A 15,519-nucleotide genomic window follows, 5' to 3' on the forward strand; every position below is an offset into this window, starting at 1 on the left:
CGTCGACGACGGGGGAAAGCAGTCAACCGCTCTCCGGTGATTACGGTCAAGTACGATCAAGCTACACACAGTAAACAACAGATTAAGACCCGCCCCCTCTGTGAAGGGACGGGTCTCGTGTTGCTGGTGGGGCGTGTGGTGGCGTTACTTCAGTGCGGGCGGCGCCGCGTCGGCGGAGGTGCCCCAGGTGGAGGGCTTGTCGCCGACCGTGAAGGACAGCTCCCGCAGCCCGCGGATGTCGTCCGTCGTCAGATACGTCTTCCCGAAAGCGGTTCCGTCGGCCTGCGCCGACTGGATGTACCGCGCCGAGTCCGACGTCCCCGGAGCCTTCACCGTGAGGCGGCCCTTCGGGTAGTAGCGCCGGTCGAGGGTCACGTCCACCCGTTCGAAGACCGGGGTCGACAGGCCCCAGGTGTCCGTGCCGGGCTGGACCGGGAAGATCCCGATCGACGACAGGACGTTCCAGGCGGACATGGTCCCGAGGTCGTCATTTCCGGTCATGCCGGTCGGGGCGTCCGTGAAGAGCGTGAGCGCCGCGTGCACGACGTCGGTCGTCTTCCAGGGCTGACCGGTCGAGAGGTACGTGTAGGGCGCGATCAGGTCGGGCTCGTTCTGCGGGTTGTACTTGTCCGCGTTGTAGTAGGCGTACGGACCGTTGACCCACACCTCACGGGCGGTCTTCGCGGGGTCCTGCACCAGCTGGTCGTACGCGAAGAACGAGTCGAGGCGGTCGTTGGCCGCCTTGGTGCCGCCGATCAGGCCGACCATGCCGGGCAGATCCTGCGGGACGAGCCACTGGTACTGCCAGGACGTGCCCTCGTGGAAGCCCTCGCTCTGGGCGGGGTCGGCCGGGCCGGTGAAGGCGCCCGCCGCGTCCCGCGCCCGGAAGAAGCCGGTCGAACTGTCGAAGATCTTCCGGTAGTTCTGCGCCCGCTGCGTGTACCGCGCCGCGTCGTCCTTGTGACCCAGGTCCTTCGCCATCTGCCCGAGCATCGCGTCGGACAGCGCGTACTCCAGGGTCGCGGAGGCGCCGTGGTCGTAGTCGGAGTCGCCCGGCTTCACATGCGCGCGGTCCTTGATGTACGGCGCGAAGCCGTCCGCGATGTACTCCTTGTTGGCCTCACGGCCGACCGGCGCGGAGTCGGCGGGCGGGACCCCGTCGGCGTTCTTCTTCAGCGCGCGGTAAGCCTGCTCCTCGTAGCCCTTGAGCAGACCCTGCTGGTACGCGTTGGTGAGGAACGGGGTGACCGGGTCGCCGGTCATGATGTTCGTCTCGACCGTGCCGTAGCCCCACTTGGGCAGCCAGCCGCTCTCCTCGTCGATCTTGATGACGGAGATCGCCATGTCACGGGACTCACGCGGCGCGAGCAGCGACAGGAGCTGCGCCTGCGTGCGGTAGGTGTCCCACAGGGACCAGTTCTGGTAGTACGTGTAGCCCTTGGCCCGGTGGATCTTCTGATCCCAGCCCGTGTAGCGGCCGTCGACGTCGCTGCCTATGTTCGGCGCGAGGAACGAGCGGTACAGGGACGAGTAGAAGGTGCGGCGGAGCGTGTCGCTGCCGCCCTGCGCCTTGACGTCGTCGAGCCGGTCCTCCCACGCGGCCTGTGCGGCGTGCTCGACGCTGTCGTACGAACGGCCGCCCTCGGACCGGAGGTTGAGTGCCGCGCCCTTCGCGTCGACGTACGAGATCGCCGTGGTCGCCTCCACGCTGCGGTCCTTGGAGGTGTCGAAGCGGACGAACGCGCCGCTGCGCTCACCGCCGGCCGTCGACTCCTTCGAGCCCTCGGTGACCGCGTCGCCCTTCCACGTGCCCGAGGTGGCGAACGGCCGGTCGAAGTGCGTGATCGTGTACACCGTGTACGGCTTGGTGTCCTGGCAGAAGCCACTGCCGGTGATGGCCGTGCGGACGGTGCGGTTGTCGAGGATCTCGACCTTGGTGTTCAGGGTCTTGTGCAGCGACTGACCGGCATTGATGAGGACGTTGGCCTTGTCGGTGGCGGGGAACGTGTAGCGCTGCACGCCGGTGCGCTTCGTCGCGGTCAGCTCGGCCTCGATGCCCGTCTTCAGACCGACCTTGTACGAGCCCGGGCTCGCCTTCTCGTCGTCGTGGCTGAACTCGGCCGCGTACTTCGCGTAGTCGGTCGACGTGATGTCGCCGGTCGTGGGCAGCACGGGCAGATCGCCGCCCAGGCCGCAGCCGACGCCGGACAGATGCACGGTGGAGAAGCCGCGGATGTGGTTCTCGGAGTAGTCGTAACCCGTGTTGTGCCCCGTGTCGGGCGAGAACTGCACCATGCCGAAGGGCACGGCGGCGCCCGGGTAGGTGTTGCCCTCGTTCTCGGTGCCGATGAACGGGTTGACCAGATCGGTGAGCCGGCCCTCGTCGGTGGCCGCGGCCGCCTGGGCCGACGGCACGGCGAGCGCACCACCCAGGAGCGCGGCCGCCGCCACCGCCGTCCCCGCTCCGCGCAGCCGTTGGGTCCATCTCATGGCGAGACCGCCTCCTCGAGTCCTAGACAACGTTGTCAAAGCGCAGCGCGATCATTCTTCTGTCGCCTGCGTGTACTCGTCAAGAGACTCGACAGCGGGAGCCTGCCCGCGAGGCGCGGCTCAGGGCCCCCGCCGACGAGATGTCAGGGTCCGTCAGGCCACGACCTGTCGGCCCTTGCCCAGCGCGATCACCCCGCCCTTCGACACGGTGTACAGCTCGGCGTCCCGCTCCGGGTTGACGCCGATGGTCGCGCCCGGCGGGACGTCCACGTTCTTGTCGAGCACGGCACCGCGCACCACGGCACCCCGGCCGATCCGCACGTTGTCGTGCAGGACCGAGCCCTGGACGACCGCGCCCTCCTCGACGGTGACGCCCGGGGACAGGACGGAGCGGGTGACCTGGCCGCGGATGACGCAGCCCGGGCTGACGATCGACTGGCCCGCGATGCCGCCCGCGCAGAACTTGGCGGGCGGCAGCTGCCCGGGGTGCGTGTAGATGGGCCAGCGCCGGTTGTCGAGGTTGAAGGCGGGCTTGTCCGAGAGCAGGTCGAGGTGCGCCTCGTAGTACGCGTCGAGAGTGCCGACGTCCCGCCAGTAGCCGTGCTCGTGGTGCGTCTCGCCGGGGACGTGGTTGCCGTCGAAGTCGTAGAGCTGGGCGACGCCGCGCTCGGTGAGCATCGGAAGGATCGAACCACCCATGTCATGAACGGAGTCGGGCGTCTCGGAGTCCTGCTGCAACGCGTCGACGAGGGTCTTCGTCGTGAAGACGTAGTTGCCCATGGAGGCGAACACCTGGTCCGGGGAACCGGGGATGCCGGGCGGGTCGGCCGGCTTCTCCAGGAAGCGGTCCACGCGCGTGCCGTCACCGGCCGGCGTGATGATCCCGAACGACGAGGCGTCCGCGCGGGGTACACGGATGCCCGCGACCGTGACGCCCGCGCCGCTCTCGATGTGCTGCTGCAACATCTGACGCGGATCCATGCGATACACGTGATCGGCGCCGAACACCGCTATGTAGTCGGGCTGTTCGTCATGGACCAGGTTCAGGGACTGGAGAATGGCGTCCGCGCTGCCGAGGTACCAGCGCGGGCCGAGGCGCTGCTGGGCCGGGACGGGCGTGACGTAGTTGCCGAGCAGGCTCGACATGCGCCAGGTCGTCGTGACGTGCCGGTCGAGCGAGTGCGACTTGTACTGGGTCAGGACGCAGATGCGCAGGATGTCGGCGTTGACGAGGTTGGACAGGACGAAATCGACGAGGCGGTACGTGCCGCCGAAGGTGACCGCCGGTTTCGCCCGGTCGGCGGTGAGTGGCAGCAGACGCTTGCCCTCCCCGCCCGCCAGTACGATCCCGAGCACCGAAGGTCCACCGCGCATCCCAGCCCCCAGCTTCACCTTGAGGATCCAATTGGCCTTGTTGACGGACTACTTGGCCTTGTTGACGGACTACATCGCCTGGTTGACGGACTATGTCGCCTTGAGGATCTCGTCGTACACATCGGCCGTGCGCCGGGCCACGGTGTCCCAGCCGAACTCTCGCTCCGAGCGCTCACGCCCGGCGGCGCCCATGCGGGCCGCCTCTGCGGGGTCGGCCACCAGCCGGTTCAGGGCCTGCGCGAGCCCGCTCTCGAACGCCCGCGGGTCCCGCTCCTCGTAGGGCACGAGGAGGCCGGTCCTCCCGTCGGCGACGACCTCGGGGATGCCGCCTACAGCGGAGGCCACGACGGCGGTGCCGCACGCCATCGCCTCCAGGTTCACGATGCCGAGAGGTTCGTACACCGACGGACAGACGAACGCCCGTGCGTGAGTGAGGAGTTGAACCACCTCCGCGCGGGGCAGCATCTGCGGGATCCAGTGGACACCGTTCCGCAGGGCGCGCAACTCGTCCACGAGGGTGCGGAACTCACGCCCGATGGCAGGGGTGTCGGGGGCCCCGGCACACAGGACCAGCTGCGCCGACGGGTCCAGCTCCTTGGCCGCCCTCAGGAGATGGGGAACACCCTTCTGCCGCGTGATGCGACCGACGAAGACGATGTACGGGCGCTCCTGGTCGACGCCGATGCGGGCGAGGACGTCCGTGGCGGGGTCGGGGCGGTAGAGCGCGGAGTCGATGCCGTTGTGGACGACGCGGACCCTCGCCGGGTCGATCGCCGGATAGCAGGCCAGGATGTCGTCGCGCATGGCTCCGGAGACCGCGATGACCGCGTCGGCCGCCTCCACGGCGGTGCGCTCGGCCCAGCTCGACAGGGCGTATCCGCCGCCGAGCTGCTCGGCCTTCCAGGGGCGCAGCGGTTCGAGCGAGTGCGCGGTCACGATGTGCGGGATGCCGTGGAGCAACTTGCCCAGGTGGCCCGCCAGATTGGCGTACCAGGTGTGGGAGTGGACGAGTTCGCGGCCTTCGAGCGCGGCGGCGATGGACAGGTCCACGGAGAAGGTGCGCAGGGCGTCGTTCGCCCCGTCGAGCGCCTGCCAGGCGCGGTGCCGGCGCAGCCCCTCGGCGCCGCCCTCGCCCCAGGTGTGCACGTCGAGGTCGACGAGGGACCGTAACTCCCTCGCGAGGAACTCGACATGGACGCCCGCGCCGCCGTAGACGTCCGGCGGGTACTCCCGGGTCAGCAGTCCCACTCTCATCGGATACCTCCGTGGATACTCTGCCCTTCAGGGCGGAGAGGAATCGGATTTCTGCGGGGCAGGACAGCGGGCAACGGGCTGGGCTTCGCCGCCAGGGTGGATCGCAGTGCTTTGACCCGCGGGTTTGAACGTCACGTGTGGCGGCGGTAGTTTGCGAGTGTGACCACGAGGCAGGTGAAGCGGGCGTTCAAGTACCGCTTCTATCCGACGGATGCGCAGGCCGCGGAGCTGTCGCGCACGTTCGGATGCGTGCGGAAGGTCTACAACATGGCGCTTTCCGCTCGGACCGAGGCGTGGGCGCGGCAGGAGCGGATCAACTACAACCAGAGTTCCGCGATGCTGACGGCGTGGAAGCAGACCGAGGAACTGGCGTATCTGAACGAGGTCTCGTCGGTCCCGCTCCAGCAGGCCCTGCGGCACCTGCAAGGAGCGTTTGCCCAGTTCTTCGGCAAGCGGGCCAAATACCCGCGCTTCAAGAGCCGGAAGAAGTCGCGGAAGTCCGCCGAGTACACCACCTCGGCGTTCCGTTTCAGGGACGGTGAGCTGAGACTCGCGAAGATGAGCGAGTCCCTTCGCATCGCGTGGTCGAGACCGCTACCGGACGGTGTGAGCCCTTCCACGGTGACGGTGTCGCAGGACGCGGCCGGCCGCTGGTTCGTCTCTCTGTTGTGCGACGACCCCAGCATCAGGCACCTGCCCACCAGTGATGCCGCGGCCGGTATCGATGCCGGTCTCGACCACCTCCTTACCCTCTCGACGGGCGAGAAGATCGCCAACCCGAGGCACGAGCGCCGCGACCGCATCGCACTTGCGAAAGCTCAGCGCAGGCTGGCGAAGAAGGCCAAAGGCTCGGCGAACCGGGCCAGGGCCCGGCGCAAAGTCGCCAAGATCCACGCCCGGATCGCGGACCGCCGCCGCGATGCCCTGCACAAGATCACCACTCGGCTCGTGCGCGAAAACCAAACGCTCGTGATCGAGGACCTGACCGTGCGCAACATGGTCAAAAACCGGAAACTGGCCCGCGCCATCAGCGACGCCGCGTGGTCTCAGTTCCGGAGCATGCTGGAGTACAAGGCCGCCTGGTACGGGCGTGAGGTGATCGCGGTCGACCGGTGGTTCCCCTCCTCGAAACTGTGCTCCTCCTGCGGCACCTTGGCTGACGAGATGCCGCTCAGTGTCCGCACGTGGACGTGTGAGTGCGGCACGACCCATGACCGGGACGCGAACGCAGCGAAGAACCTTCTGGCCGCCGGGCGGGCGGTTGCAGCCTGCGGAGCTGGTGTAAGACCTCAACGGAGTTCTCCGGGCGGGCAGTCGGCGATGAAACAGGAAACCTCACGGCGCGAGCCGTAAGAACCCCTCCCTTCAGGGAGGGGAGCGTCAAGGTCACCCAGAAGCGGCCGGTGGGGAAGAGTGCTGCGGCGGCCGCTCGAAGCAGCAGTCGCCGCAGAGACCGCCGCCCGGGGTGCGGTAGATGAGGCAGCAGCTCGTGCGGCGGAAGGCGGTGCCGGTGCGGGTGCCGGTCGCGGTGAGGCGGGGGTCCTCGAAGAGTTCCGTGGTCAGGAGGCGGGCGCGGGCGGCGACGTCGGGGCGCCCCGCGCGGCGCGCCCAGCGGCTGATCTCGCGGGCCGCGCCGGCGAGCGCGGACCCGGCGTTGCCGCGCAGCAGCGGGGCGGACACGCGGTAGCGGGCGCGCAGTGCGGCCGACAGCGGTTCGAGGTGGCGGTCGAGGACGAGCTCCGCGATGTGCGCGCTGTCGGCGGGGAGCTGCCCCGTACCGGCGAGGAACAGGTCGTCGGGCGCACCGGCGTCGGGGTTCCAGTGCAGCAGCGCGGGGTCGAGGTCGGGGACGCGCCCGAAGAGGGCGGCGCTGCCGAGTGACAGCGACCAGAGGCGTGCCGCGAGTCCGAGTTGGGCGACGGACACGGCGACGCGTGGTTCGGGCACGGAGAGTGCTCGCGCGACCTTCTCGACGCGGTACGCGAGGGGGTCGCGGACCGGTGCGTCGCTCTGATAGACGCGCCCCAGCGTCGGCAGATCACTTTCTGCCGCGCCGGTGTCGCGCAGAGCGAAGAATCCGCCGAGGGAAACGAGTTCGCGCAGGTCGATGTGGGCTGTCACGGCCTCAGTACAGCAAGTAGGCGCTCGCAGGTCACGGGTGGGGTGCACCCCGTGTCCCCCACCGGGTGGAGGAGCCGGGGCCGGTCGTACTCCATCGGCAGTAGGACCCAATGCGTGCTCAGGTACGACGACGTGAGCGCCGGAAAGAGAGATCGTAGAGGTATGGAAACCGACCGTTCGCCGCGCCACGGGATGCGCTGCCGCACAGTGAGGAGCGGCCGATGAGCGCCCTCACGCTGGCCGTGCTTCTCTCCCTCGTCTCCGCGGTCGCATACGCGGGCGGCGCGATCCTCCAGGAACGGGTCGCGGTCTCCACGCCCCAGCACACCTATGCGCCGCTGCGCCGCCCGGTGTGGTGGTGCGCGGTCGTGCTCAACGGTCTGGGGGCGCTCCTGCACGTGGCGGCCCTGGCGTACGGGCCGCTGAGCCTGGTCCAGCCCCTGGGCGCGCTGACGATCGTGTTCGCGCTGCCGATGGCGGCGCTCTTCGTGCACCGCAAGGCCGGGGCCACCGCCTGGCGCGGCGCGATCATGGCCACGGTGGGTCTGGCCGGTCTGCTCTCCCTGACGGGGTCGGCGTCCGAGCAGTCCCTGGAGGGCGCGGAGCGGCTGATGGTCGCCCTCGTGACGGCCGGTGCGGTCCTCGCCCTGATGACGCTCGCCCACGCTGCGCACCGCCACCCCGTGGTGCGCAGCGTCCTGCTCGCGGGCGCGGCCGGCGTCGCGTTCGGCATCGCGTCCGTGTTCACGAAGTCCGTGGCGGTGGAGTGGACGGAGGACGGGACGTTCGCGCAGTTCTCGAGCTTCCTGGTGATAGCGGCGCTCGCCACGACCGGCATGCTCCTGTCCCAGGCGTCGTACCGCGGCGCGGGCCTCGCGGCTCCGCTGGCCACGGTGACCGTCGTGAACCCGGTGGTCGCGGCGGCGGTCGGTCTCACACTGTTCGGCGAGACGTTCCGATACGGCGCGACGGGCACCGCCCTCGCGCTCGCGTGTGGTGTCGTCGCCGCGGGCGGCCTGATCCTGCTGACGACGGAACGGATCAGCGGGTCGCGCAAGGCGGCCGCCGAGACGGTCGTCGCGGCGCTGCCGGCTCAGCCCGCGCCCGGGTCGCCGCGCGAGATCACCGACGGCGAACCGCTGACGCGGCGCGTCGGGGCGCCCGCGCGGGACGCCGGTCCGCGCGGCCGAAGGGGCAAGGGCGGCCACTACGACGAGTGGTACAGCCCCCGCGACGAGCGCATCAAATCCTGACGCCGTGCGCCCGCAGATACGCCAGCGGGTCGATGTCGGAACCGAAGCCGGGCCCCGTCCGCACCTCGAAGTGCAGATGCGGGCCCGTGCTGTTGCCCGTGGAGCCGGAGCGCGCGATGCGCTGGCCGGCCACGACCCGCTGTCCCGCCTTCACGCTGAGCGCCGAGAGGTGGCCGTACTGGCTGTACTTGCCGTCCGCGTGCCGGATCACGACCTCGTACCCGTACGAGCCGCCCCAGCCCGCGGAGACGACGTGGCCCGCGGCGATGGCCTTGACGGTGGTGCCGGTGGACACGGCGAAGTCGACGCCCGTGTGGTAGCCCTTCGACCAGGAGGAACCAGCCGCGCGGTAGGGGGTGCTGAGGCTCGCCGAGACGGGGGCGATGACGTCCTGGGACGCGGCCGGCTTCTCGGTCCGCGGCCGGGCGGCGGTGGCCGTACCGGTCTTCCTCGCGGGTGCGGTGTCCCGTTTCTGGTCGCTCTTCCTGTCGGTCTTCTCGTGCTTCTCGGTGGTCTTCTGGGCCGGCCGTTCACGTTTCTGCGGGGCGGCCGGGCCGCCCGGCTTCGCCGACGGGTGCAGGGCGAGCCGCTGTCCCGGCAGGATGAGGTCGGGGTCCGAGCCGATGGTGCGGCGGTTCGCCTCGTACAACTTCCGCCATCCGCCGGGAACTTCGCGGGCGTCGGCGATGCCGGAGAGGGTGTCGCCGCCGACCACCGTGTACATCTGGGCCGTGCCCGCCGTCGACTGGGGCGTGACCTCGGGCTTGACGTCCTTGACGGTGCGCTGGGGCTTCTGCCGGACGGTCTCGGTGTGCGGTCCTGGAGTGTCGCCGCCGCGGGTGAGGCCGGCGCGGGCCGAGCAGACCGGCCAGGCGCCGGGACCCTGCCCGTCGAGGACCTTCTCGGCGACGGCGATCTGCTGGTCCCTGGTGGCGCGGTCGGCGCGCGCCGCGTAGGCGGTGCCGCCGTACGCCTCCCAGGTGGACTGCGTGAACTGGAGCCCGCCGAAGTAGCCGTTGCCGGAGTTGATGCTCCAGTTGCCGCTCGACTCGCAGGCCGCGACCTTGTTCCAGGTGTTGGCGTCGGCGGCGTGCGCCACGCCCGCACCGATGAGAGGGATCGCCATCCCCGCGCTGCCCGCGGTGACGGTGAGCGAAGCCCGGTTGATCCGGTTCGGCTGATACCGGCGATGCCGACCGCGTACGGCCATGGAAGCCCCCTCAGACACACGTCAGAAGCGGCAAGTTAGCCGCTCCGGCACACTCGTGACAAGACCCGCACAGGGGTGACACGGGCAGTCAAGAGGTGCCAAGGGGGCGCTGTTCAGGCGTAGTTCGCGTATCAGCCGCGCAACTTCACCGGCAGCCAGTCGAGTTGGGCGGCCTGGTGGAAGGGCCCGCCGCCCTCGTGGTCGTTGAAGGTGTACACCTTGATCGTCTTGTCCTGGCCGGCATAGGCGTTGAAGGCCGCGAAGACCGTGGAGGGCGGGCAGGTCTGGTCCTCCAGCGCCACCGAGAAGAGGGCGGGCGCGGTGCCGCTCGCCGCGAAGTGCACGCCGTCGAAGTACGACAGCGTGCGGAAGACCTGCTCGTCGGCGCCGATGTGCGCCTTCAGGTACAGGGCTATCTCGCGGTAGGGGTGGCGTTCGGTGAGGGTGGCCGCGCGGGGGAACTGGCACAGGAACGGCACGTCGGGCGCGATGGCGACGAGGTCGGGCACGAGGCCGCCGACCGCGATCGTGATGCCGCCGCCCTGGCTGCCGCCGAGGGCCGCGACGCGCGAGGCGTCGACCAGGGGGTGCGAGCGGGCCGCCTCGACGGCGCGCACGGCGTCGGTGAAGACGCGCCGGTAGAAGTAGTCGTGCGGGTCCTCGATGCCGCGTGTCATGAAGCCGGTGTGCGCGGGTCCGCTGCCGACCGGGTCGGGGGTGTCGCCCACCCGGCCGCCGGAGCCCTGGCCGCGGGTGTCCATGACGAAGTGGGCGAAGCCGGCCGCGGCCCACATCAGGTTCGTGTGCGGCAGTCCGCGCCCGCCTCCGTAGCCGATGTACTCGACGACGGCGGGCAGCGGCCCGGTCGTCCCGGCAGGCAGGACGAGCCAGCCCTTGACCGGATGCCCGCCGAACCCGGCGTACGTAACATCGAAGACGTCGACCGCGGACAGCGGCACGTCGACCGGGACGAAGCGCGCGTCGAGGTCGTGTTCACGCGCCTCGGCCAGGGTCTTCTCCCAGAACACGTCGAAGTCCTCGGGCCGCGTCAATGTCGGCCGGTAGGCCCGCAGTTCGTCGAGCGGCAGGTCGAAATGAGGCACGGGCAGCTCCTTCTCCGTAGAGATATCCGTCGAGACTTCCGCAGCGAGTCCTGAGGGCTCGAGAGAGCGTCGCAGCGTCACCGTACGCCTCACCGCGCTACAAATGAACAGGAACGATCACCTCCCTACGTCAGGAGCGACAGGCATGAGCAAGTCAGCCCAGATCGGTGTCACGGGACTCGCCGTCATGGGGCGCAACCTCGCCCGGAACTTCGCCAGGAACGGCTACACGGTCGCCCTGCACAACCGCACCGCGTCCCGCACGCACGACCTCGTCGCGGAGTTCGGCGGCGAGGGCGAGTTCGTCCCCACCGAGACCGCGGAGGAGTTCGTGGCGGCGCTGGAACGGCCGCGCCGCCTGGTGATCATGGTCAAGGCCGGTGACCCCACGGACGCGGTGATTCAGGAGTTCGCGCCGCTCCTGGAGCCCGGCGACATGATCGTCGACGGCGGCAACGCCCACTTCGCGGACACTCGGCGCCGCGAGCGCGAACTGCGCGAGCGCGGCATCCACTTCGTCGGCACGGGCGTCTCCGGCGGCGAGGAGGGCGCCCTGAACGGGCCGAGCATCATGCCGGGCGGCAGCGAGGAGTCGTACGCGGCGCTCGGCCCGATGCTGGAGAAGATCTCCGCCAAGGCCAAGGACGGCGCCCCGTGCGTGACGCACGTCGGCCCGGACGGCGCCGGCCACTTCGTGAAGATGGTCCACAACGGCATCGAGTACGCCGACATGCAGCTCATCGGCGAGGCCTACCAGCTCCTGCGCGACGTGGCGGGCTACTCCCCCGCGCAGATCGCCGACATCTTCCGGAAGTGGAACACGGGCCGGCTCGACTCGTATCTGATCGAGATCACGGCCGAGGTCCTTTCCCACGTGGACACGGCGACGGGCAAGCCCTTCGTGGACGTCGTCGTCGACGAGGCGGAGCAGAAGGGCACGGGGCGCTGGACGGTGCAGATCGCCCTCGACCTGGGCGTCCCGGTGTCGGGTATCGCCGAGGCCGTCTTCGCGCGCTCGCTCTCCGGCCACGCGGACCTGCGCGCCGCCTCGAAGGACCTGGCGGGCCCGACGCCGACCGCGCTGAGCGAGCCGGAGGCGGCGGCGTTCGCCGACCGGGTCGAGCAGGCCCTGTACGCGTCGAAGATCGTGTCGTACACGCAGGGCTTCCACGAGATCGCGGCGGGCAGCGAGGCCTACGACTGGAACATCGACCTGGGCGCCGTCGCCTCGATCTGGCGCGGCGGCTGCATCATCCGGGCCGCGTTCCTCGACCGGATCACGGCCGCGTACGACGCCCGGCCCGACCTGCCGAGCCTCCTCTCGGACAAGACGTTCGCGCAGGAGATCGGCGCGGCGCAGGACGACTGGCGTGCCGTCCTGGTCGCCGCGACGGTCGAAGGCGTGCCGGCGCCCGGGTTCGCCGCCGCGCTCGCGTACTACGACGCGCTGCGCGCCGACCGCCTCCCGGCCGCGCTCACCCAGGGCCAGCGGGACTTCTTCGGCGCCCACACCTACCGCCGCACGGACCGCGACGGCGCGTTCCACACGCTGTGGGGCGGCGACCGGTCCGAGGTGTCGGCGTAAGGCCTTGCCGCTACCGAACACTTGCCCTACACCTCCACCCTGAAGGGTGGAGGTGGAGGGCATCCTGCCCGTAGCGGCCCGGAGGGGCGCAGTGGCATGGCCAGGATCACCTTGTCCGACAACGGAGTTGTCGGACCTACCGCCGGACGGGCGGAAAGTCAGGTCTGCGGAGGCCTTGTAAGACCGACCCTCACCGGTCGGCAGAGGCCCGTGAAACAGGAACCCAAGGTGGTACGGCGGAGCAGTACGGACCGGAATTCCCTGCCCTCGGGCAGGGAAGGGCGTCAAATGGGTGAAGGCTCCGGCTCGGGCGGCGCCGGGTCCGGGTCGGGGTTCGGCGGGCCCGGGGACGGCGGGGGCGGCGGAGGCTGCGGTGTGGGGCGGGGCGACGGGGGTGTCGGAACCGGGGCCGGGAACGGACCGGGATCGGGGACGTCGGGCCCCGGCGTGGGCGGGGTGACGGGGTCGGGGAAGGGATGCGTCATCGATTCCTCCTGGGGGGGTCGGAGGCCGGCCGCGTCCCGGGCGGGGGGCGGCCGGTCCCTGCCACTGTCTCCCGGCACGCGTGCCCACGCCTGCCAGGTCCACACACCGCCCCGGCCGGCTCTCAGCCCTTGATACGGGTGAGGCGTACGACGGGAATGTCCCGCTCGGTCTTCTTCTGGTAGTCCGCGTACGGGGCGAAGATCTCCACGAGGTGGGGCCACACCCTGGCCTTCTCCTCCGGGGAGAGAGTCTCGGCGCGGGCGTCGAACCGCTCCGTCTCGACGCGCAGCCGCACGTCCGGGTTGACCTCCAGGTTCAGGTACCACTCGGGGTGCTGGTCGGCGCCGCCCTTCGAGGCGACGATCAGGTAGTCCTCGCCGTCACGGTCGTAGATCAGAACCGTGCGGCGCCACTGCCCGGTGCGACGCCCCTGGTAGTCGAGCAGGAGGCAGGGCGCGCTCATCGGGCCCGGGATCGTCGTGCCCTCGGTGCCGCCGGACTCCTCGTACAGGCGGGCCTGCTCCGCGACCCAGCCGGTGGGGCTGATCACGACGTCGGTGCCGGTCTCGTCCTCGGCCATCTGGCTCTCCTCGTTCAGCTCAAGCCGGTGTCACTCGGTACGAACTCGGCTCAGCCTAGGCCGTGTTGTCCGCCGCCGCGCGCAGGCCGGGGCGGGGGCTGGACAGGACGGGGACCGTCGCGGTGGTCCGGTCGGCGGCGGGCGCCATGGAGGCCTGGGCGAGCACGACGACGTCGACATCGGTGAGGGCGTCCACGGCGGCGGCCACGAGGTCCCGGTACCCGTCCCGGTCACCGGCCTCGAAACGCTCCCAGGCTCCTGCGACCAGCACCGTGCGGACGTCGACGGGGCGGCCGGCCCGGGCGGCCTCCTCCTCGACGAGGGCGACGGTCGGCGCGAGGGTGCTCTCCAGGGCGGCGACCACGGCGACAACGCGTCCGGCCTCGACCGCGGCGGCGGCCATCGGCCGGTCCACGCGCAGGACGGGGACGCCGACGGCGGCGGACTGGGCCTCGGCGACGCCGCCGATGGTCGAGCAGGTGCAGAGCACGGCGGCCGCCCCGTCGGCCACTGCGGTTTCGAGCAGCGCGCGCACGTCGTCCGCGACGGCGTCGGGCCCGGCGGTCCTGGCCCGTTCGAGCAGACTCTCGTCCACGACGTGGCGCAGGGCGAGGCCGGGGTGGTCGGTGTCGCGCAGGGCGTCGAAGACGGGGACGTGGACCGGGGAGGTGTGCAGGAGGGCGAGGGTCACGCCGTCACCACTTGGCCGGGTCGTCGGCGAGCGCGCGCTGTGCGGCGTCCATCAGTTCGGGCGGGGCGACGGGGGCCTCTCCAGGATGGCGTGCGGCCCACTCCACGACGAACGGGCACAGGGGCGCGACGGCGATGCTCTCGCGGGCGGCGATGGCGTACAGCTCGCGGGCCAGCGATCCTGCGATGCCCTTGCCCTCGTGCTGGGGCTGCACGACGGTGTGCACGGGGACGAGGGCCCTCTCGGGCTTGTCGAGGACGAAGTACTGGATGTACCCGAAGACGGCGCCTTCGGGCTCTCCCGCCGCGCAGGCCACGAGGAGCCCCTTGTCCCGTTCGTCGCGGATCTCGATGTCGCTCATGGGGGTCTCCTCGCGTCTGCTGCGGGACGGTCAGCCGCTGGTGGCCGCCACCGCCTGGGGGCTGCGCTCCGTGTCCCCGCCGGGAACCGGCTCGGACGGGTCGGCGCCCAGGGCCACGATCCGGTTCTCCCGGTCCACGTGCACGACTTGGGGCCGCAGCGCACGCGCCTCGGCGTCGTCGACCTGAGCGTAACTGATGATGATCACGAGGTCCCCGGGGTGCACGAGATGGGCCGCGGCCCCGTTGATCCCGATGACACCGCTCCCCCGCTCGCCCTCGATGACGTACGTCTCCAGGCGGGCGCCGTTGTCGATGTCGACGATGTGGACGAGCTCGCCGGGCAGCAGATCGGCGGCGTCGAGGAGGTCACGGTCGATGGTGACGGACCCGACGTAGTGCAGGTCGGCCTGGGTGACGGTGGCGCGATGGATTTTGGACTTGAACATGGTGCGCAGCATTCAGCACTCCCGAAATTCGCTCCCTGCCCGCTTTTTGCAGGTCAAAGGCGTTCCGCACTCTACACCGGCACGCGTCGGACTCGAAGGGTGTGAGGAGACATCGGGTCGCTCCGGGCTGATCGGAGGCTGACCTCAGATCACGTGCTCCGGCCCCGCGCCCGGGCCAGCTGCTTCAGTTCGATGATGGTCGCGACGGCGTGCAGCCAGGCGGCCGCGGTGTCGTCGGCGGCGATCCCGCCCACCAGTTCGGTGCCGGCCTCCAGCCACTCCCGTACGAGGTCGGCCGCCTCCCGGCGGGGCAGGGGCTCGGGCAGCTCCGCGGCGCGGGCGAGTCCGCCGGCGCGCACGGTGTCGGCGAGGAAGGCGACCGAGCGCGGCTCGGTGCCGAGGCGGTCGAGGATGACGGCCGCGGCCGCGGCTCCGTCGCCGAACAGGGCGGTGCGCCGGGTGCCGGGCGCGGCGGTGAGGCCGTAACGCAGCAGGACGGTGATGTCGAGCTGTGCCAGCTCGTCGTCCGTGCGGTCCGGAGGGTACGGAGCGTCGTCGTTCATG

Annotated in this window: 14 protein-coding genes; 3 read left to right on the forward strand and 11 right to left on the reverse strand. The window is 70.5% G+C overall.

Features of this window, described 5'->3' with window-relative positions; translation table 11 throughout:
* Positions 1 to 144: 144 nt before the first annotated feature.
* The 3 genes from OHO83_RS06900 to glgA form a co-directional block, all read right to left on the reverse strand.
* A complete protein-coding gene (locus OHO83_RS06900; protein WP_266677832.1) occupies positions 145 to 2,490 on the reverse strand; it encodes a GH92 family glycosyl hydrolase in 2,346 nt (781 codons plus the stop codon).
* Between the two features lie 153 nt (positions 2,491 to 2,643).
* On the reverse strand, positions 2,644 to 3,864 hold the full coding sequence (gene glgC, locus OHO83_RS06905; RefSeq protein WP_266677830.1) for a glucose-1-phosphate adenylyltransferase: 1,221 nt from the start codon (positions 3,862 to 3,864) through the stop codon (positions 2,644 to 2,646).
* Positions 3,865 to 3,954: 90 nt separating this feature from the next.
* On the reverse strand, positions 3,955 to 5,118 hold the full coding sequence (gene glgA / locus OHO83_RS06910) for a glycogen synthase (protein WP_266677828.1): 1,164 nt from the start codon (positions 5,116 to 5,118) through the stop codon (positions 3,955 to 3,957).
* A 159-nt stretch (positions 5,119 to 5,277) separates the two neighbouring features.
* Here glgA and OHO83_RS06915 point away from each other — a divergent pair, with 159 nt between their 5' ends.
* Entirely contained in the window at positions 5,278 to 6,471 is a 1,194-nt protein-coding gene (locus tag OHO83_RS06915; RefSeq protein WP_266677826.1) for an RNA-guided endonuclease InsQ/TnpB family protein, read from the forward strand.
* Between the two features lie 33 nt (positions 6,472 to 6,504).
* Here OHO83_RS06915 and OHO83_RS06920 read toward each other — a convergent pair whose 3' ends face one another.
* Positions 6,505 to 7,239: a (2Fe-2S)-binding protein gene (locus OHO83_RS06920; RefSeq protein WP_405634097.1), complete on the reverse strand. Its 735-nt coding sequence runs from the start codon at positions 7,237 to 7,239 to the stop codon at positions 6,505 to 6,507.
* 221 nt (positions 7,240 to 7,460) lie between these two features.
* Here OHO83_RS06920 and OHO83_RS06925 point away from each other — a divergent pair, with 221 nt between their 5' ends.
* A complete protein-coding gene (locus tag OHO83_RS06925; RefSeq protein ID WP_266677824.1) occupies positions 7,461 to 8,492 on the forward strand; it encodes a DMT family transporter in 1,032 nt (343 codons plus the stop codon).
* Here the strand turns inward: OHO83_RS06925 and OHO83_RS06930 are convergent.
* Positions 8,482 to 9,702, reverse strand: a complete 1,221-nt coding sequence (locus OHO83_RS06930) for a transglycosylase family protein (RefSeq protein WP_266677822.1) — start codon at positions 9,700 to 9,702, stop codon at positions 8,482 to 8,484. The two genes, OHO83_RS06925 and OHO83_RS06930, sit on opposite strands and share 11 nt — an antisense overlap.
* 131 nt (positions 9,703 to 9,833) lie before the next feature.
* Positions 9,834 to 10,805 carry an acetylxylan esterase gene (locus OHO83_RS06935; RefSeq protein ID WP_266677820.1) on the reverse strand — a complete coding sequence of 324 codons (972 nt, stop codon included), beginning with the start codon at positions 10,803 to 10,805 and terminating at the stop codon, positions 9,834 to 9,836.
* Between the two features lie 145 nt (positions 10,806 to 10,950).
* Here OHO83_RS06935 and gndA point away from each other — a divergent pair, with 145 nt between their 5' ends.
* Complete coding sequence (gene gndA, locus OHO83_RS06940; protein ID WP_266677818.1) at positions 10,951 to 12,390, forward strand: NADP-dependent phosphogluconate dehydrogenase; 1,440 nt, start codon at positions 10,951 to 10,953, stop codon at positions 12,388 to 12,390.
* A gap of 607 nt (positions 12,391 to 12,997) precedes the next feature.
* Here gndA and OHO83_RS06945 read toward each other — a convergent pair.
* The 5 genes from OHO83_RS06945 to OHO83_RS06965 all read right to left on the reverse strand — a co-directional run bounded on the left by OHO83_RS06945 (position 12,998) and on the right by OHO83_RS06965 (position 15,518).
* Positions 12,998 to 13,456 carry a nitroreductase family deazaflavin-dependent oxidoreductase gene (locus tag OHO83_RS06945; protein WP_266677816.1) on the reverse strand — a complete coding sequence of 153 codons (459 nt, stop codon included), beginning with the start codon at positions 13,454 to 13,456 and terminating at the stop codon, positions 12,998 to 13,000.
* A gap of 55 nt (positions 13,457 to 13,511) precedes the next feature.
* The gene (locus OHO83_RS06950; RefSeq protein WP_266677814.1) at positions 13,512 to 14,147 is read right to left on the reverse strand and encodes an aspartate/glutamate racemase family protein; all 636 of its coding nucleotides are present in this window, start codon (positions 14,145 to 14,147) and stop codon (positions 13,512 to 13,514) included.
* A 4-nt stretch (positions 14,148 to 14,151) separates the two neighbouring features.
* Complete coding sequence (locus tag OHO83_RS06955) at positions 14,152 to 14,508, reverse strand: GNAT family N-acetyltransferase (RefSeq protein ID WP_330278889.1); 357 nt, start codon at positions 14,506 to 14,508, stop codon at positions 14,152 to 14,154.
* A 30-nt stretch (positions 14,509 to 14,538) separates the two neighbouring features.
* A complete protein-coding gene (gene panD, locus OHO83_RS06960; protein WP_116506146.1) occupies positions 14,539 to 14,967 on the reverse strand; it encodes an aspartate 1-decarboxylase in 429 nt (142 codons plus the stop codon).
* A 137-nt stretch (positions 14,968 to 15,104) separates the two neighbouring features.
* Positions 15,105 to 15,518, reverse strand: a complete 414-nt coding sequence (locus OHO83_RS06965) for a hypothetical protein (protein WP_266677809.1) — start codon at positions 15,516 to 15,518, stop codon at positions 15,105 to 15,107.
* Position 15,519 lies beyond the last annotated feature (1 nt).

This window comes from Streptomyces sp. NBC_00569 (genome assembly GCF_036345255.1).
Taxonomy (GTDB): Bacteria; Actinomycetota; Actinomycetes; order Streptomycetales; family Streptomycetaceae; genus Streptomyces.